General features: G+C 60.7%; 13 protein-coding genes. 8 read left to right on the forward strand and 5 right to left on the reverse strand.

Annotated features, from left to right (window positions below):
* Positions 1–10: 10 nt before the first annotated feature.
* Both RD1_RS16890 and RD1_RS16895 read right to left on the reverse strand, forming a co-directional pair.
* On the reverse strand, positions 11–3028 hold the full coding sequence (locus RD1_RS16890) for an aminotransferase class III-fold pyridoxal phosphate-dependent enzyme (protein WP_011569759.1): 3018 nt from the start codon (positions 3026–3028) through the stop codon (positions 11–13).
* A 141-nt stretch (positions 3029–3169) separates the two neighbouring features.
* The gene (locus tag RD1_RS16895; RefSeq protein WP_011569760.1) at positions 3170–4534 is read right to left on the reverse strand and encodes a formimidoylglutamate deiminase; all 1365 of its coding nucleotides are present in this window, start codon (positions 4532–4534) and stop codon (positions 3170–3172) included.
* A 75-nt stretch (positions 4535–4609) separates the two neighbouring features.
* Between RD1_RS16895 and hutI the strand changes: the two genes are divergently transcribed.
* Genes hutI through RD1_RS16935 form a run of 8 tightly spaced genes read left to right on the forward strand, consistent with a single transcriptional unit; the run spans position 4610 to position 14018 of the window.
* Complete coding sequence (gene hutI / locus RD1_RS16900; RefSeq protein WP_011569761.1) at positions 4610–5803, forward strand: imidazolonepropionase; 1194 nt, start codon at positions 4610–4612, stop codon at positions 5801–5803.
* Positions 5800–7341, forward strand: coding sequence for a histidine ammonia-lyase (hutH, locus tag RD1_RS16905; protein WP_011569762.1), 1542 nt, complete (start codon positions 5800–5802; stop codon positions 7339–7341). Before hutI ends, hutH begins: the two co-directional genes overlap by 4 nt.
* On the forward strand, positions 7338–8132 hold the full coding sequence (hutG, locus tag RD1_RS16910; RefSeq protein WP_011569763.1) for an N-formylglutamate deformylase: 795 nt from the start codon (positions 7338–7340) through the stop codon (positions 8130–8132). Before hutH ends, hutG begins: the two co-directional genes overlap by 4 nt.
* Positions 8129–9295, forward strand: coding sequence for a CaiB/BaiF CoA transferase family protein (locus RD1_RS16915; RefSeq protein ID WP_011569764.1), 1167 nt, complete (start codon positions 8129–8131; stop codon positions 9293–9295). The genes hutG and RD1_RS16915 overlap by 4 nt, the downstream gene beginning before the upstream one ends.
* Complete coding sequence (locus RD1_RS16920) at positions 9292–10437, forward strand: acyl-CoA dehydrogenase family protein (protein WP_011569765.1); 1146 nt, start codon at positions 9292–9294, stop codon at positions 10435–10437. Before RD1_RS16915 ends, RD1_RS16920 begins: the two co-directional genes overlap by 4 nt.
* An 11-nt stretch (positions 10438–10448) precedes the next feature.
* Positions 10449–12119, forward strand: a complete 1671-nt coding sequence (hutU, locus tag RD1_RS16925; RefSeq protein ID WP_011569766.1) for a urocanate hydratase — start codon at positions 10449–10451, stop codon at positions 12117–12119.
* Positions 12120–12136: 17 nt separating this feature from the next.
* On the forward strand, positions 12137–13177 hold the full coding sequence (locus tag RD1_RS16930) for an aromatic ring-hydroxylating dioxygenase subunit alpha (RefSeq protein WP_011569767.1): 1041 nt from the start codon (positions 12137–12139) through the stop codon (positions 13175–13177).
* Between the two features lie 37 nt (positions 13178–13214).
* Positions 13215–14018: a phytanoyl-CoA dioxygenase family protein gene (locus tag RD1_RS16935; protein WP_011569768.1), complete on the forward strand. Its 804-nt coding sequence runs from the start codon at positions 13215–13217 to the stop codon at positions 14016–14018.
* A gap of 295 nt (positions 14019–14313) precedes the next feature.
* Here the strand turns inward: RD1_RS16935 and RD1_RS16940 are convergent, their stop codons facing one another.
* The 3 genes from RD1_RS16940 to radC all read right to left on the reverse strand — a co-directional run bounded on the left by RD1_RS16940 (position 14314) and on the right by radC (position 17247).
* A complete protein-coding gene (locus RD1_RS16940) occupies positions 14314–14901 on the reverse strand; it encodes a c-type cytochrome (protein WP_011569771.1) in 588 nt (195 codons plus the stop codon).
* A complete protein-coding gene (locus tag RD1_RS16945) occupies positions 14898–16157 on the reverse strand; it encodes a PQQ-dependent sugar dehydrogenase (protein ID WP_044033233.1) in 1260 nt (419 codons plus the stop codon). Before RD1_RS16945 ends, RD1_RS16940 begins: the two co-directional genes overlap by 4 nt.
* 295 nt (positions 16158–16452) lie before the next feature.
* Positions 16453–17247, reverse strand: coding sequence for a RadC family protein (radC, locus tag RD1_RS16950; RefSeq protein ID WP_105880360.1), 795 nt, complete (start codon positions 17245–17247; stop codon positions 16453–16455).
* Positions 17248–17559: the final 312 nt, after the last annotated feature.

Genomic DNA, 17559 nt, shown 5'->3' on the forward strand with positions numbered 1-17559 from the left:
TCAGGCACGCTCAGGCAACTTCGCCAAGGATGTGATCCAGCACCTCTATGATCATCGCGGCATCCTCAGCTTCGATGGTCAGCGGGGGGCGAATTTTGAGCACATTGTCTTTGGGCCCTTCGCTGCCGATCAGGATGCGATGATCGCGCATGCGGTTTTTGACATAGGCGCATATCTCAGGCGCTTCCGAACCGTCCGAGCGGATCAGTTCCACCCCCAGAAACAGCCCCATACCGCGTACGTCCCCCACATAATCGTATTTCGCTTGCAGCGTCTTGAGACCTGCCATCAACTGCCCACCGATCTGGCGCGCGTTATCCTGCAGATTTTCATCGTCCACGATCTGCAGAACCTCATGGCCAATCCGGCATGACAGTGTTGAGCCCCCGAAGGTTGAAAAGAACTCAATCCCGTTGTCAAAACTCGCCGCGATCTCGCGCGTTGTGACCAGCACGCCGAGCGGATGCCCGTTGCCGATGGGTTTGCCCATCACGACGATATCGGGCAGCACCTCCTGAAACTCAAACCCAAAGTAATACGCGCCCAGCCGCCCCAGACCCGTTTGTACCTCATCCGCAATACACACCCCCCCGGCGGCGCGAATTTTCGCATAGACCGCAGCAAGGTAGCCCTTGGGTGGGATGATCTGCCCGCCGACGGACGGGAAGGTTTCGGCGATAAAGCCCGCAACCCCGTGTCCTTTGCGCTGCAGGGAGGCAATTGCCGGGTCCACCAGATCGGCGAACTTCCGCGCGCGCATCGGATCATCGCGGCCAAAGGACCCCCGATAATCATCCGCAATTTCCACCAGTTCCACCCAGTCGGATTGCCCGACACCGCCCGGTTTGTTGAACTTGTAAGCAGAGATATCGACCGCCCCGGTCGTGTTCCCGTGATAGCCGTGATCGGGCGTGACCATCCCCTTGGCACCCGTATGAGCGCGCGCCAGACGCAGGGCCAATTCGTTGGCTTCGGTGCCCGAATTCACGAAATAGCAGACCTGCAGATGATCCGGCAGTTTCGACAGAATCTTGTCCGCAAACGCAGTCTGTGCCGGGTGCAGATAGCGGGTGTTTGAATTGATGCGCTTCAACTGATCGGCTGCCACCGCCTGAATGCGCGGATGGGCATGACCCACATGGGGCACGTTGTTATAGGCATCCAGATAGGGGCGGCCCCATTCATCGAACAGATGGTGTTTCCAGCCGCGCACCAGCATCACCGGATCCGCATAGGACAGGCTCAGGTTGCCGCCAAACTTCTGCTGCCGCGCTTCCCTAATGTCGTGTTTTGAGGTCGGAACATAGCGCACCTTGTCGTCCTCAAGGTTCAGCAATGCCGCAGGATTGGGGCAGATGGCCCGCCACAGATACATCTCGTCAGGGTCACCGACACCGGGCCAATCGGCCTCGATGCCCTCAGTCGTCAGCGCCAGCTGAAAATGCACATGCGCAGCCCAGCCGCCGTTCATCGTTGCATCGCCCAGACGGCAGAATTCTTCGCCCCGCTCGATCACCTGACCGACGCGCAGCCGGTCCAGAAACTCCGGATCGAGATGACCATAGAGCGTGTAAAACGGATCGCCCTGCGGCGTTTCATGGCGCAGGATAATGACACCGCCGTAATCCAGATGTCCGGCGCGATATTCGGCAACAAACACCTCGCCGCGCAGGGGGGCGAACATGGGCGTGCCTGCTGCGGTGAACACATCAACGGCCAGATGGACCGTGCGCCGGTCACTGGCCTTCCACGGCCCCTTGCGAAAGGCGGGTTCGGCATAGATCAGGCGCGGCTCATGGTAATAGCCCAGCCAGATGCGACCCTGATCTTCGAATTCCGCGCCCACTCTGGCGGCTTCTTCCAATGGCATGTGAAACGGGTTCCGGGGCCAGGTTGACTGCTCAACAGAAAGCGAACCCAGCGGGGCGTCTGAGATATCACACCCCATCAAAGGCGCGAAATTGCCCCGTTCCTGCCCCAGCCATGCCTGAACCCGCTCGGCCCCTTCGACCACGGGCAAACCGCAGGCTGCTCGCAGGCGGGCGGCAAGCAGGCCGGCGTGCAGGGTGTTGCCCTCCAGAAACCGCCAGGCCGGCGCCTGCGAGATCGTCACATACGGGTCATCGGGATTATCCGCCGCCATGAGCGTGGAATTCACGACACTCACCGCAAGGCGCATGCGCAGCAACGGCCAGAGCATGTCAAGCTCGTCCGTCGTCAGCGGATAAACCGCATGATACCCAGCAACGAGCGCGGCAAGCGCCGCTTCGGGGCGGGCATGATCAAGCACGATATAGGCCGCCGCAATTGCAAGATCACAGATCCGGGGGGCCGCGCACATATCACCCAGATCAATCAGGCCCGAGACCCGGCGCGGCGCAGACAGCGCACCTGTGACAAGGATGTTGTAGTCATTTGCATCATTGTGGATGGCCTGTTTCGGCAGCGCGTTCAACGCGGGCATCAGGGCGGCAAACTGCGCGTGGATATCGGTAATCATCTCGCGCTGGGCGGGGTCGGTGATGCAGGTTGTCTTGTCCCCGATCCACCCCGCACGCATCAAATCCCATTTGAAATCCCGCGCCAGCCCATCGTGGTGAAAATCCGCCAAGGCCATGGCCGTCCCGGCGAGCACCTGCCCCACCTCATGGATTAACGCCTCGCTTTTGGGGGCGATATGGGCATAGCACTGCCCCGGCAATTGCCCCAGCAACCACACAAGGCGTTCCTGCCCATTCTCGTCCCCGATCGTCAGCAAAGACGCCGCATCCGCCGCAGGGATAACTGTGGGACAAGGCAGTTGCGGCTGGCTTGCAGTAATGTGTTCAAAGGCTTTCACCTGCATATCGACAAGCCAGTGGTCGCAGCCCACCCGCATGACCTTGAGGATATAGCCCGCGCCATCCTCGGCTGTCGCGCGGAAATTCAGGTCATATTCACCGTCCAGCGGCGTCAGCTCTGCATTGATGTGCCACTTTTGCGCAAGGACGGATTGCCAGTGCTGAATGCGCTTTGCCGTATTGTCCATGACCACCCGCCCACTTGTGCTTCACCTGCGCCTGTGATGCGGTTGTCGTTCTGTGCTGTCAAGAAACACGCATCCGAAATGCCGCCCGAAACCGGCCCGCACAGGGGCCCGCAGCATTCGCGAACCCGCAATCAGGGGCGGTTACAACGCATTCCGCAACGCTTCGATTGTTCGTTTGTAATCTGCGACGATCTTCGCGCGCGCAACGTGCTGCGCGTTTTTCACCATATGCCGCCCGGCAGACCAGACGTCCGTCACCAAACGGTCATCGCCTGCGAAAATCCATGCATCCAGCGCCGTGTCGCCGTCCCTGCCCCACAGGTGTTCCGAGGTTGTATCGAGCGAGAGCATATCCGCCCAGCATCCGGCCTCGATACGCCCCGACGCACGCTGCGCCGCCTGCGCCCCACCTTGCAGGATGCCATCAAAAATCCGCCGCCCCGTTGATTTCCCGGGCGATGCCAGCGCTGCGCGCGTGCCATCACGCAGCCGTTGCGAGTAATCCAGCGTCCGCATCTCTTCGCTCAGGGAAATGCGGATGTTGCTGTCAGACCCGATCGCAAAGGCCCCACCATGATCGACCCAGCGCACCGCATCGAAAATCCCGTCGCCGAGGCTGCTTTCGGTGATCGGGCAAAGACCCGCAACCACACCTGAACGCGCAAGGCTGATCGTCTCGTCAGGGGTCATCTGGGTGCAGTGGATAAGGCACCAGCGCGCGTCAAGCTCCATATTGTCCAACGCCCAGACCACGGGCCGCGCGCCCCAATGCGCTTCGACCTCCGTGACTTCGGCGCGCTGTTCAGCCAGATGCATGTGGATCGGACCGTCCGGAAATGCCGTGCCATAGGCTTGCAGATCGGCAATGCCGACCGCACGCAGGGAATGGGGCGCGACGCCGATGCTGCAATCTGCCGAAGCATTCCTGATGCTGGTCGAGGCCGCCGCATGCAGCCTCTGGAACCGATCAAACGTGTTGCCGAACCGTATCTGCCCCGTGGTCAGGTCACGCTGGTCACAGCCGCCGAATTGATAATGCGCGGGCAACAGGCACAACCCCATGCCCGTACGATCCGCTGCGGCCACCACGCGTTCGGATGTTTCCGCGATACTGTCATAAACAGCGCCGCCCGGCTGGTGATGCAGATAGTGAAATTCGACCGAAGCGCCATATCCCGCCTCCAGCATCTCCATCTGCACGAATGCCGTGATTGCTTCGATATGCTCCGGTGTCAGGCGGTCGAGAAAGCGGAACATCAACTGGCGCCATGTCCAAAAGCTGTCGCTTGGGTCGGGGCCGCGCCGCTCGGTCAGGCCCGCCATGGCGCGTTGGAAGGCATGGCTGTGCACATTGACGGGGGCGGGCAGCAACATCGCAACGCGGCTGCCGGTCTCGGGTGCGTCGGTCTGGACCGCACCGATGCGGCCCTGCGCATCAATATCAACCTGCACATTCGACGCCCAGCCAGAGGGCAACAGCGCCTTTTCAGCCCAAATCCTTTGCATGGTTCACTCCGCTTGACATAATATTATGTATGCACATAAAACACCAAGAACGCCAACTTGCAAGTGAGTCGACGGATGCTTTTCACCAACGCCAGAATTGTGACCCTGCGGGACGATCAGGACTACGGTCTGATCGAGGAAGGTGCCATCGCCACTGATGGTGACCAGATCGCCTGGGTGGGGCCAAGTGCCGATGTGCCTGATGCTTATCGCAGCGAAACAACGCATGATCTGGGCGGGCGGCTGGTCACACCGGCGCTGATCGACTGTCACACGCATGTGGTTTTCGGCGGCAATCGCGCGACCGAATTCGAGCTGCGCCTGAACGGTGCGAGCTACGAAGAAGTGGCGCGCGCAGGCGGGGGAATCGTATCGACCGTGACGGCCACGCGCGGCGCATCCGAGGCGGCGCTGCTGGCCGATGCGCTGACCCGAGTAGATGCACTGATCGCGGAAGGTGTCACGCTGATCGAGGTGAAATCCGGCTACGGGCTGGACCGCGACACGGAACTCAAGATGCTGCGCGTCGCCCGCCAGATCGCAAGCGCCCGCCCGGTAGATGTGCGCACCAGCTTTCTCGGTGCGCATGCTGTCCCGCCGGAATTCAAGGGCAACCCGGACGCCTATATCGACGACATCTGTATTCCGACCCTGCATGCCGCACATGCCGAGGGGCTGGTCGACGCGGTTGACGGTTTCTGCGAGGGCATCGCCTTTGACACGGCGCAAATCTCGCGCGTTTTTGACGTGGCGGGGGAGCTTGGCCTGCCGATCAAACTCCATGCTGAGCAATTGTCAAACATCGGCGGCACGCAACTGGCGGCGCGCTATGGCGCGCTGAGCGCGGATCACGTGGAATATGCCACGGATGCCGACGCGCAGGCGCTCGCGAAATCCGGCACGGTTGCGGTCGTGCTGCCCGGCGCATTCTATACGCTGCGCGAAACGCAGGTCCCGCCGATCGCGTCTTTCCGCAAGCACGCTGTACGCATGGCGCTTGCCACGGATTGCAACCCCGGATCATCGCCACTGACATCGCCACTTCTGGCGATGAACATGGCCTGCACCCTGTTTCGCATGACCCCGCTGGAAGCCTTGCTGGGAATGACGGCCCATGCTGCCGCTGCTTTGGGTGAACAAGATCGCGGCCGGATCATGGCAGGTGCGCGCGCCGATCTGTGCGTCTGGAACGCGCAGCATCCAAGCGAATTGGCTTATCGCATCGGGTTCAACCCGCTGCATCAGCGCATCTTCAAGGGGGCGATATGACACTCACGCTGACACCGGGTGCGGCAACGCTCGCGCAATTGCAGGATATCTGGGCGAACAATCGCGCTGTCACACTGTGCCCCTCGGCCCATGCCGGGATCAAAGCGGCGCAGGCGCTTGTGGCAAAGGCCGCCGCCGGTGATGACGCGGTCTATGGCGTGAACACCGGCTTTGGCAAGCTGGCCAGCGTCAAGATCGCCGCCAAGGATGTCGCCACCCTGCAGCGCAACCTGATCCTGTCGCATTGCTGCGGCGTGGGTGAGCCGCTGGATGCAGCGACCACCCGGTTAATGATGGTGCTGAAACTTCTGTCCTTGGGCCGTGGCGCATCCGGCGTGGCCATGACGACCCTTGAAATCATTGAAAACATGCTCGCGCGCGGCGTCACGCCGGTGATCCCCAGCCAAGGGTCGGTCGGTGCATCGGGCGATCTGGCTCCGCTGGCGCATATGGCCGCAGCCATGATCGGTGAAGGTGAGGCCGTTTTCGAAGGCACACGCATGGCCGCAGGTGACGCCCTGCGCCGCGCGGGCATCACCCCCATCGTGCTGGGCGCGAAAGAAGGTCTGGCGCTGATCAACGGCACGCAGTTTTCAACCGCCTGCGCGCTTGTCGGCCTGTGGGGCGCGTGGCGCAATGCGGCGACCTGCGTGCTGACCTGCGCCTTGTCCACCGATGCGATCATGGGGTCCACCGCACCCTTGCAGGATGCAATCCATACCCTGCGCGGGCACGCGGGTCAGATTGCCGTGGCGCGCGCGCAACGGGCGCTGATGGCAGGCTCGCAAATCCGAGAAAGCCATGTGGAGGGCGACACGCGGGTTCAGGACCCCTATTGCATCCGCTGCCAGCCGCAGGTGACCGGTGCCGCGATGGATATTCTGCATTTTGCAGGCAGAACACTCGAAATCGAGGCCAACGCCGTCACCGATAACCCGCTGGTGCTGGTGGAGGACGAGTTGATCGTTTCGGGGGGGAACTTCCACGCCGAACCCGTGGGCTTTGCCGCCGATCAGATCGCCGTGGCCGTGTCGGAACTGGGCGCGATTGCGCAGCGGCGCGTCGCACTCATGGTCGACCCGACACTGTCCTTTGATCTGCCACCCTTTCTGACGCCTGATCCGGGCCTCAACTCCGGCCTGATGATCGCCGAAGTGACCACCGCCGCGCTGATGAGCGAAAACAAACATCTCGCCAATCCCTGCACGACCGACAGCACCCCGACCTCCGCCAATCAGGAAGACCACGTAAGCATGGCAGCCCACGCTGCCCGGCGCCTTTTGCGGATGAACGCGAACCTGAATGTGATCCTTGGCGTTGAGGCGATGTGCGGCGCGCAGGGCATCGAATTCCGCGCCCCTCTGGAAACCAGCGCCCCGCTCAAGGCCGCGATGGCCGTTTTGCGCGCGCATGTGCCAACGATTGCCGAAGACCGCTACATGGCACCCTCTATCGAAGCCGCCAGCGCCTTGGTTGCAAACGGCACGCTGGCGGCATGCGTGGATCTGCCTGCCTTCGTCAAGGGAGAGGCCGCATGACCCCCGTCAGCGTTCATCAGGGCAGCAGCCCCATCGTTCTTGGCTTTCCCCATACGGGTACGTATGTGCCCGATGATATTGCCGCAAGACTGAACGATAATGGCCGCCTGCTGGCGGACACAGATTGGCATATCGACCGGCTCTATGGTGGTCTGTTGGCGGATGCGACGACGGTGACGGCCAACTTCCATCGCTATGTGATCGACGCCAACCGTGATCCCGAGGGCGAAAGCCTCTACCCCGGTCAGAACACCACCACCCTGATCCCGCTTACGGATTTTGACGGGCGCGACATCTGGGATACGCCGCCCGACGAGGCAGACATCGACACCCGTCGACGCGATTTTCACGCGCCCTATCACGCGGCACTTGCGGCTGAGATGGCCCGTGTGCAGGACCTGCACGGTGTGGCGATCCTATATGACTGCCACTCGATCCGCTCGCATATCCCGTTCCTGTTTGATGGTGTGTTGCCGGATCTCAACATCGGCACCAATTCGGGCGCGACCTGTGCGCCCCGGATCGAACAATGTGTTTGGGACCTCGCCGCCGCCGCACCAGCGTACACAAGCGTTTTGAACGCCCGTTTCAAAGGCGGCTGGACAACCCGTCATTACGGACGACCCGCGCAGGGCTGGCATGCGATCCAGATGGAAATCGCGCAATCGGCCTATCTGGAGTCCGAAGCCGCGCCCTGGACCTATGACGACAAACGTGCTGCGCGGCTGCGCCTTCATCTGGCGCAGATGTTGAACGGTCTAGCTAACCTCGCGCCGGAATTGCGGACATGAAGCCATTGGACGGGATCAGGGTTCTGGACCTCACCCGCGTTCTTGCGGGGCCCTATTGCACGGCGTTGCTGGCCGATCTGGGGGCGGAAGTGATCAAACTGGAGCCGCCACGCGGGGATGATTATCGTCACATCGGACCATTCCTTGATGGTGACAGCGCGCTGTTTTCGCTGAACAATCGCGGCAAGAAAAGCATCGCACTGAACCTGAAAGACCCCGAAGGGCTGGCGCTTGCGCAGCAGATCGCCAGAGGCTGCGATGTGGTTGTCGAAAACTTCCGCCCCGGCGTGGCTGAAAAGATCGGGCTTGGTCCTGACACCTTGCGTGCGCAAAACACCGGGTTGATCTATGCACGCGTGTCGGGCTTTGGGCAGACAGGACCGTTCAGGGACCTGCCCGCCTATGATCTGGTCGTACAGGCCATGTCCGGCCTGATGGCTGCCACCGGCGAAGAGGGCGGCGCGCCGCTCAAAACCGGTGAATCGGTCGCTGATCTGATGGGCGGTCTGTTTGGCAGTTGGGCGATCCTTGCCGCACTCGTCAATCGTGGACGCACAGGACAAGGTGCCGTGCTGGACATCGCGATGTACGACGCGGTTTATTCTCTTTTGACCACCAGCCACGCGCTGCACTTTTATGCTGGCCAGACGCCGGAGCGGGTCGGCAACCGGCACCCGCTATCGACCCCTTTCGGATGCTTTGCCACGCGGGACGGTCAGGTGGTGATCGCGGTGCTGACCCCGGCGCAATTCGCCCGACTGGCGGTCCTGATCGGGCAGCCTGATTTGCCGCAGGATGCACGCTTTGGCACCGATAGCCTGCGCACCAAGCACGAACCCGCGCTCAAGGCCTGCATCGAGGCGTGGAGCGCAAAACAAACGACAGAAGATGCCATGATCGCATTGGCCGAGGCGCAACTGCCCTCTGCCCCGATCTGGACCATCGCCGAGGCAAGCACGAGCGCACATGCAAAGGCGCGCACCCTCGTTCAGGACGGCGCGCGCCCACTAGTGGGGCAGCCCGTGTGGTTTGACGGTGAAAAACCGATGGCCCAGACCCCCGCACCGGGTTTGAGCGCGGATGCGACCCGCATCCTGTCGGATTTCTGCGATGTGGACGCGGCGCGGCTGGCCCATCTGCGCGACAAGGGAGTGGTTCTATGACCTTCATCTGGCATATGTTGAACGACGACGAGACCCTGTTTTGCGATGTGCTCGAACGGATCGTTGCGGACAAGATCGCGCCCCTTGCAACGCAAACGGACGAGACGTCGAATTTCGTCCACGCGCAACTCAAGGTGCTGGCAGAGGCGGGTATGATGGGGGCGAACCTGCCCGAAGCCTTTGGCGGCTCGAATATTTCCGCCCCTGCCCTGCTGCGCGCCGTTGAGATCGTGGCCGGTGGATGCGGATCGACGGCCTCGGCACTCACCGCGCATTTTCTGGCCAGCGATTCCATTCTGATCGGCGCCACCGAGGCGCAAAAAGCCCATTGGCTGCCCAGAATGGCCACAGGCGAAGCACTGGGTGCCTTTGCCCTGACCGAGCCTTCAGCGGGCAGCGATCCGGCCGATATGAAAACCCGCGCAACCCGCGAGGGGGATGGATGGCACCTGACAGGGTCCAAGTGTTTCATCTCGAACGGGGGCGTTGCGGATGTGCTCATTGTCTTTGCGGTCACCGATCCGACGGCGCGGCATCGCGGGATTTCCGCCTTCATCCTGCCCAAGCACACGCCCGGATTTACCGCCGGACCTGCGGAAAAAACCATGGGCCTCAAGGGCGGGCATGTGTTTTCGCTGGCGCTGGATTGCCACCTGCCGGCAGAGGCCCTGCTGGGCGAGGAAGGGTCAGGTTTTCGCACGGCGATGAAAGTGCTGGACAATGGGCGCGTCGAAGTTGCCGCGCAATGTATCGGCATGGCGCAAGCGGCCCTTGATGCGGCCAAAGCCTATGCCAGTGATCGCGTCATCGGCGGCGAGGCGCTCAGCGCCAAACAGGGCATCCGCTGGATGCTCGCCGACATGGCGCTCGACCTATACGGCGCGCGCCTCATGGCGCTTGAGGCGGCCCGGCAGCGCGATACGGGCGCGCGTTTCAGCGAAGCGGCGGCAATGGCCAAGCTCAAGGCCAGCGAGGCTGCGGATCGTGTGGCCGACGCGGCGCTGCAAATCCACGGGGGCTATGGCTATACCCGTGATTTCCCGATCGAACGACTGACCCGCGATCTGCGCATCATGCGCATCTACGAAGGGTCCTCTGAAATTCAACGCAATATCATCGCCGGCCACCTGCTGGCGCACTGAAGGAGAAAACCATGACCAACGCCCGTCATAACCTGCGCGACATCTACCCCCCTACCGGGCCGGACATCACGGCCAAAAGCTGGCTCACCGAGGCGCCCATGCGCATGCTGATGAACAACCTGCACCCGGATGTAGCCGAGAACCCGCATGAGTTGGTGGTTTACGGCGGCATCGGGCGTGCCGCGCGCACGTGGGAAGATTTCGATGCGATTGTCGCCGCGCTGAAAGACCTTGAGGAGACGCAAACGCTGCTGGTGCAGTCGGGCAAACCGGTGGGCGTGTTCAACACGCATAAGGATGCACCGCGTGTGCTGATCGCCAATTCGAACCTCGTGCCGCATTGGGCCACGTGGGAACATTTCAACGAGCTCGATAAAAAGGGCCTTGCGATGTATGGCCAGATGACCGCCGGGTCGTGGATTTACATCGGCACACAAGGGATCGTGCAGGGCACCTACGAGACCTTCATGGAAGCGGGTCGCCAGCATTATGATGGCAACCTCAAAGGCCGCTGGATCCTGACCGGCGGTCTGGGCGGCATGGGTGGTGCACAACCGCTGGCGGCGGTCATGGCCGGGGCCTGCTGCCTCGCGGTGGAATGCGACGAGACCCGCGCCGATTTCCGTCTGCGCACCCGCTATGTCGATGAAAAAACCCATGATCTGGACGAAGCGCTGGCGATGATCGAGCGCTGGACGGCGGCGGGTGAAGCCAAATCCGTAGCCCTGATCGGCAATGCGGCTGATGTGTTTCCAGAATTGGTCAAGCGTGGCGTGAAACCTGATATGGTCACCGACCAGACCTCTGCCCACGACCCCATTCACGGCTATCTGCCGCAAGGCTGGAGCGTCGCGCAGTGGCGTGAAAAGCAGGAAAGCGATACCAAGGCAGTTGAGGCAGCCGCGCGCGCCAGCATGAAGACACAGGTCGCCGCGATGGTCGATTTCTGGAATCAGGGCGTGCCCACGCTGGATTACGGCAACAACATCCGGCAGGTCGCACAAGAGGAAGGGCTGGAAAACGCCTTTGCCTTCCCCGGCTTCGTGCCCGCCTATATCCGCCCGCTGTTCTGCCGGGGCATCGGCCCGTTCCGCTGGTGCGCGCTGTCGGGCGACCCCGAGGACATCTACAAGACAGATGCCAAGGTCAAGGAGTTGATCGACGACCCGCATCTGCACAACTGGCTGGACATGGCCCGCGAGCGGATCGCGTTTCAGGGCCTGCCCGCGCGCATTTGCTGGGTAGGACTGGGCCTGCGTGACAAGCTGGGTCTTGCGTTCAACGAAATGGTGCGCACTGGCGAACTGAGCGCTCCGGTCGTCATCGGTCGCGACCATCTGGACTCTGGTTCTGTGGCCTCGCCCAACCGCGAAACAGAGGCGATGAAAGACGGCTCGGACGCGGTGTCGGACTGGCCGCTCTTGAATGCGATGCTCAACGTGGCAGGCGGTGCGACATGGGTATCGCTGCACCACGGGGGCGGTGTCGGCATGGGCTTTTCGCAGCACTCGGGCATGGTCATTTGCTGTGACGGGACCGAGGATGCAGACCGCCGCATTGCGAATGTCCTGTGGAATGACCCGGCGACAGGGGTGATGCGTCACGCCGATGCAGGCTATGATGTCGCCCTTGATTGCGCGCGCGAGAATGGCTTGAACCTGCCCGGTATCCTGGGCCGCTGAACAAAAGGAACACGCAGATGTTTTTGAAAAATGCTTGGTATGTCGCCGCTTGGGATCATGAGATCACGCGCGAATTGCAACAGATTACGGTGCTTGGTGAAAAAATCTGCGTCTTCCGTTCTGAATCCGGGGAATTGGTCGGGCTGGAGGACGCCTGCCCGCACCGCAAGCTGCCCTTGTCCAAGGGGCGCATCAAAGGGGATACGGTTGAATGCGGCTATCACGGCCTGACCTTCAATTGCGTGGGCCAATGTGTCTGGGCGCCTGGCTCTGGCGGCATTCCCTCCAACGCCAAGGTGCATGCCTATCCGCTGCATGAAAAATACGGGCTGGTGTGGATCTGGATGGGCAACCCCGCGCTGGCCGATCCTGCCGATATTTTTGAGATCGAAAATTACGACAATCCGGCCTGGGGCATAAACCGCGGTGCGGCGATGGAGTTGGACTGCAACTATCTGCTGATGTGCGACAACCTGCTGGACCCGACCCATGTGGCTTGGGTGCATCAAAGCAGCTTTGCCGCAGATGCGACCAAGGACACACCCCTGCGGATCACCAAAACCGATGATGGCGTGATCGTGCATCGCTGGATGATGGATCATGAACCGGCCCCGTTCTACAAGAAGGTCGTCGAGTTCGAGGGCAATTGCGACCGCCTTCAGCACTACGAGGTCCGCTACCCGTCCCATGCCCTGATCAAGGCGGTGTTCACGCCCGCGGGCACTGGCGGGCCTGATGGCCCCTTGCATGAAAACACCTTCATCATGGACAGCTATAACTTCATGACACCCACCGATGAGGGCCGCACGCGGTACTATTGGTTCCAGCTGCGCAACATCCGACCCGATGATGAAGCCCTGTCCAAGATGATGAGCGAGGATGTACAGCACGCCTTCGAAGAAGACCGCGCCGTATTGAACGATGTACAAAAAGGCATGGCCAACAAGACCTCGCCGCATATCGACCTGCCCATTGATGGCGGACAGCTTCGCTTTCGCCGCCAGTTGCAGGCGATGATCAACGAAGAACAACAGGTCGATCGCCAGATGGCCGAATAGCCCGCGCACGATCATCCATTCATTAAGGACGCACCCGATGACACATCCCCTCCTCACCCAAGACCACATCGACGCCTATGCCCGCGACGGCGTGGTCCTTGTCAAAGGCCTGTTCAAGGATCAGGTCGAGCAGCTTCGCGCAGGCGTGGCGCGCAATATGGCGGACCCCGGACCCTATGCGGCCGAAAACCTCAGGGAGGGAGAAGGCGGCAGATTCTTTGACGATTATTGCAACTGGACCCGCATTCCCGAATTTGCCGAAGCCATCAAGGCATCGCCGGCCGCTGCGGTTGCCGCAGAACTGATGGGATCAAAGAATGTTCAGATGTTTCACGACCATGTGCTGGTCAAGGAACCGGGCACATCCAAACCGACGCCGTGGCATCAGGACAGCCCCTATTACTTCGTGGAAGGGCAGCAGACCGTCAGCTTCTGGTCGCCGCTCGATCCAGTGCGCGATGCATCCCTGCGCTGTGTCGCGGGCTCGCATCTGTGGGAAAAACCGGTCTTGCCCACGCGTTGGCTGGCCGAAACCAGCTTTTATCCCAATGATGACGACTACATGCAGGTGCCCGACCCAGACGCAGAAGGGATGGACATCCGCGAATATGAGATGGAACCGGGCGACGCCGTGGCGTTCAATTACAAGACGTTGCATGGCGCGCGCGGCAATGAGAGCGGCACCCGCCGCCGGGCGTTTTCCCTGCGTTTGCTGGGCGATGATGCACGGTACGTAGAGCGCCCTGGCCCGACATCACCGCCGTTTCCCGGCCATGACATGAAAGAGGGGCAGCGCCTTCGGACAGACTGGTTCCCGATGCTGCTGGAACCAACGGGTTAAAGCGTTTTGAATTAAAGCGTCTGACGAAATACCGGAAACATCAAGTATCACGTAACGCGTTGAAATTCTTGATTTCAGGCAGCGTTACGAGCTTCAGGTTTTTCGCATGACGCTTGAACCGTGCATCACGTGTTCGCGGCCCCTTCCTTTGATCAAAGGCAAGAAGCGATGTGCAATGCGCAGGTCGGTGCCGCGCAAGACGGCAAACATCAGATGCGCCAATCCGGACGGTAAACCCGTTCAGACTGGCGCATCTGGTTTTGCAAGCTCGCGTGTTTTTGGGCTTTTTCGCCGCTCACTCAGGTGGGGGCAGGATTTCCAACCCTACGGCGGCATACCAATCCGCAATCGCCCTGATTTCTTCATCTGAGAGCCCAGCGGCCACATCAGACATGATATCGTGCTGGCGTTTCCCGCGCTTATACGCCTTGAGTTGCGTATCAATGTAGATGTTCGTTTCACCGGCGAGATTTGGCGCATCAAGCAGCAGCGAAATGCCATCCGCGCCGTGACAGGACACGCAGGCTTGCGGCGCATTTGCCGCCAGAACACCCTCGGGCAGTGTCGCGCGCGCTTCATGTGCGGCATACCACGCCGCCACGTCAGAAATCTGCTGCGCCGTCAGACCCGCCGTCACAACGCTCATCATTTCATGCTGGCGCTGCCCGGTCTTGAAGGCCATCAACTGGCTTTCAAGGTATTCCACCGGCTCCCCCCCGATATGGGGCGCAATCGGTATGGTCGCATAGCCGTCAATGCCGTGACAGGTACGGCACATATTAGCGATCTTCCGCCCCGCTTCCGGGTCCCCCGCCAGCACAGGCACGGCGGTGCCCCCGGCGAGCATCAGCCCGCCGAGAAACAGTGTCATCAGAGCCTTCATTCGGACTGCGATCCGACATAGGCAATCCGCCAGATCGCACCGGCAAAGTCATCCGATACCAGCATCGAGCCATCAGGCAGGAATTCGATGTCCATCGGACGGCCACGATACTCGCCCGTGTCCTCGTTCAGCCAACCGTCCGCGAAGACCTGCGCGCCGACGGCGTTGCCCTCTTCGTCAAGGGCGGTGAACATCACCCGTGCGCCCACAGGTTCGGTGCGGTTCCACGACCCGTGCTGCGCCCAGAAAATGCCGCCGTGATAGGCTTCGGGGAAGCTGTCATCGTGATAGAACCGCATACCCAAATCCGCCGCATGGGCCGTCAACTCGAGTTGAGGCTCCACAAAACTGACCCCCTCTGGTCGCGGCACATCCTTATAGGCGGGGATCTCCACCCGGCTGTTGGTCCAGGGGAAGCCGAAATGCTGCCCGGCTGCGGTCTGACGGTTCAACTCACCCGGCGGGATATCGTCCCCCATGCCGTCGACTTGATTGTCCGTCCACCACAACTCACCCGTTGCCGGGTTGAAGTCCTGACCGACAGAATTGCGCACACCGCGGGTGTATACTTCACGCTCCGAGCCATCGGTGTTCATGCGGATGATGCCGCCGATGCCCCATTCGTCGTACAGTTCCAGTTTTTCAACGGGCTGCACATTATGTGGCTGGCCGAGCGAGATGTAGAGTTTGCCATCAGGTCCGATATCGCAAACCCGTGCCGTGTGGTTGAAGCTCTCTTCCTCCGGCGGGACGAGTTCACCCTGCGCGACGACGACACCTACCGCCGGGTCCGGCCCTTCAAAGAAGAATTCAGCCGCCGGGAACACAAGCACCCGGTTGCGCTCGGCGATATAGAGGAACCCATCTGGCGAGAAACAAGGCCCATTGGGAATGTCAAAGGTGATCGAGGGTGCGAAATCCTTCACCTCATCCGCCACACGGTCGCGGTCACGATCCACGATGGACCACATTTTATCCTTGCGCGTGCCCGCAAACAGCACGGTGCCCTGCGGTGCCATCGCCATGGAGCGCGCATCCGGCACAACGGCGTAAAGGCTCACCTCAAAACCGTCCGGCACGTTGATATGGTCGATGATTGCCTTGAGCGATTCCGCCCGCGCCCCGTCTTGCTCAACAAAAGTGAACGTGGCGTCCGTCTTTTGCATGTTGCTCAGTTTGTCCATGTTGTCCTGTGCCATCAGTGGCGTGGATAAGATGGACGTGCAAAGCATCGCCGCCAAGCTGCGCTTGATCATTTTTATTCCTCCCAGAATGTATCTCGTCGTTTCTATTTTGCATGGCGAGAACGCAAACACCCTCAACCACGGGGCGAGGTTTGCGCGAACGACGACGCAAGTCAACGGTGAAGACCCGACGCTTTGGTATGGTGTGAGCGCCCCGCGCGAGGGCGTGGGTGCTTTTTGATAATACCTTTTGCTGTATTGCAAATTTCGTCTCAAGCCATACGCATGCCATGCACAGAATCGGCGGTCCATGCTGAGAAGGCACATGGTGAGCGTATCGCCACAAGATGGGCGCCTTCTGGCGGCGTCAGACCAAATAGCCACCTTCCTTGAACGAAAATTCCCTTTCCTTGCCGATGATCACATGATCATGAATGGTGACGCCAATGGCAAGGCAGGCAGAGGATACCTGATCCGTCATCGTGATATCCTGTGTACTTGGCGATGGATCCCCCGAGGGGTGATTGTGCACCAGGATAATCGCACTTGCGTTAAGCTCCAACGCACGCTTGGCGACCTCGCGCGGGTAGACAGGTACGTGATCCACGGTGCCCTTGGCCTGTTCTTCGTCGGCAATGATGACGTTCTTGCGGTCCAGAAACAAAACCCGAAACTGTTCCGTCTCGCGATGCGCCATCGTCGTGCGGCAATATTCGATCAGATCATCCCAGGACGACAGAACGCAACGCTCGAGAATCTTTGCCTGCCCCATGCGCTGTGCAAAGGCTTCGGCGAGTTTGAGCTGGTAATAGACTTTGGGCTCCACCCCTTCGACTTGCATCAGCCGGTGTTCGGAGGCCGCAACGACCCCGTTCAGATCGCCAAACGCGCTCAAAAGCCGTTTTGCCAGAGGTTTGACGTCGATGCGTGGAATCGCATTGAACAGCAAGAGCTCCAGTATTTCGTACTCGGGCATGGGCGCATGCCCGCCTTTCAGGAACCGCTGGCGCAGCCGTTCACGATGCCCCCAGTAGTGCGGGACTTTATTGCCCGCACCGTCAATCAGCAGCCCCCCACCCGCTGCCGCGTCCTTGGACAGGCGTTCTGTGTGTTTGTAAGAGGGTGTGAACGCCGGCTTCGTTTCGGTGTCGGGAGGCGGTATCCGCGCTTCCAGATCATCAAGGCCGCGCAGCGCGTCTTCGGAAAACCCCTGCATCTTGCGCGCAGGCGGGTGTTTCAGGTCCGAGCCCGAAGACCTCTTCTTCTTGCGCAAGAGTGAAGAGGTGGATGCCAGCCAGCTATTCATGCCCATAATCCTCAAAGCGATTTCGTTTCTTCAATCGCATAAAATGCGCAGTTTTGGTTAAAGCACGGTTAACCAAAACAGGGGGACATCCCTTTTGGCGCGCAATCGGCCTGCTTTGGCGGCACCGTTGTGCGGTGATCCTTGCCCTGACGGTTCTGTCTTCCAGCC

Source organism: Roseobacter denitrificans OCh 114 (assembly GCF_000014045.1).
GTDB classification, from domain to species: Bacteria; Pseudomonadota; Alphaproteobacteria; order Rhodobacterales; family Rhodobacteraceae; genus Roseobacter; species Roseobacter denitrificans.

Excerpts from the sequence above, each read along its gene's own strand:
- RD1_RS16890 (WP_011569759.1), bottom strand. The coding sequence starts at position 3,028 with ATGGACAATACGGCAAAGCGCATTCAGCACTGGCAATCCGTCCTTGCG.
- RD1_RS16895 (WP_011569760.1), bottom strand. The coding sequence starts at position 4,534 with ATGCAAAGGATTTGGGCTGAAAAGGCGCTGTTGCCCTCTGGCTGGGCG.
- hutI (WP_011569761.1), top strand. The coding sequence starts at position 4,610 with ATGCTTTTCACCAACGCCAGAATTGTGACCCTGCGGGACGATCAGGAC.
- hutH (WP_011569762.1), top strand. The coding sequence starts at position 5,800 with ATGACACTCACGCTGACACCGGGTGCGGCAACGCTCGCGCAATTGCAG.
- hutG (WP_011569763.1), top strand. The coding sequence starts at position 7,338 with ATGACCCCCGTCAGCGTTCATCAGGGCAGCAGCCCCATCGTTCTTGGC.
- RD1_RS16915 (WP_011569764.1), top strand. The coding sequence starts at position 8,129 with ATGAAGCCATTGGACGGGATCAGGGTTCTGGACCTCACCCGCGTTCTT.
- RD1_RS16920 (WP_011569765.1), top strand. The coding sequence starts at position 9,292 with ATGACCTTCATCTGGCATATGTTGAACGACGACGAGACCCTGTTTTGC.
- hutU (WP_011569766.1), top strand. The coding sequence starts at position 10,449 with ATGACCAACGCCCGTCATAACCTGCGCGACATCTACCCCCCTACCGGG.
- RD1_RS16930 (WP_011569767.1), top strand. The coding sequence starts at position 12,137 with ATGTTTTTGAAAAATGCTTGGTATGTCGCCGCTTGGGATCATGAGATC.
- RD1_RS16935 (WP_011569768.1), top strand. The coding sequence starts at position 13,215 with ATGACACATCCCCTCCTCACCCAAGACCACATCGACGCCTATGCCCGC.
- RD1_RS16940 (WP_011569771.1), bottom strand. The coding sequence starts at position 14,901 with ATGAAGGCTCTGATGACACTGTTTCTCGGCGGGCTGATGCTCGCCGGG.
- RD1_RS16945 (WP_044033233.1), bottom strand. The coding sequence starts at position 16,157 with ATGATCAAGCGCAGCTTGGCGGCGATGCTTTGCACGTCCATCTTATCC.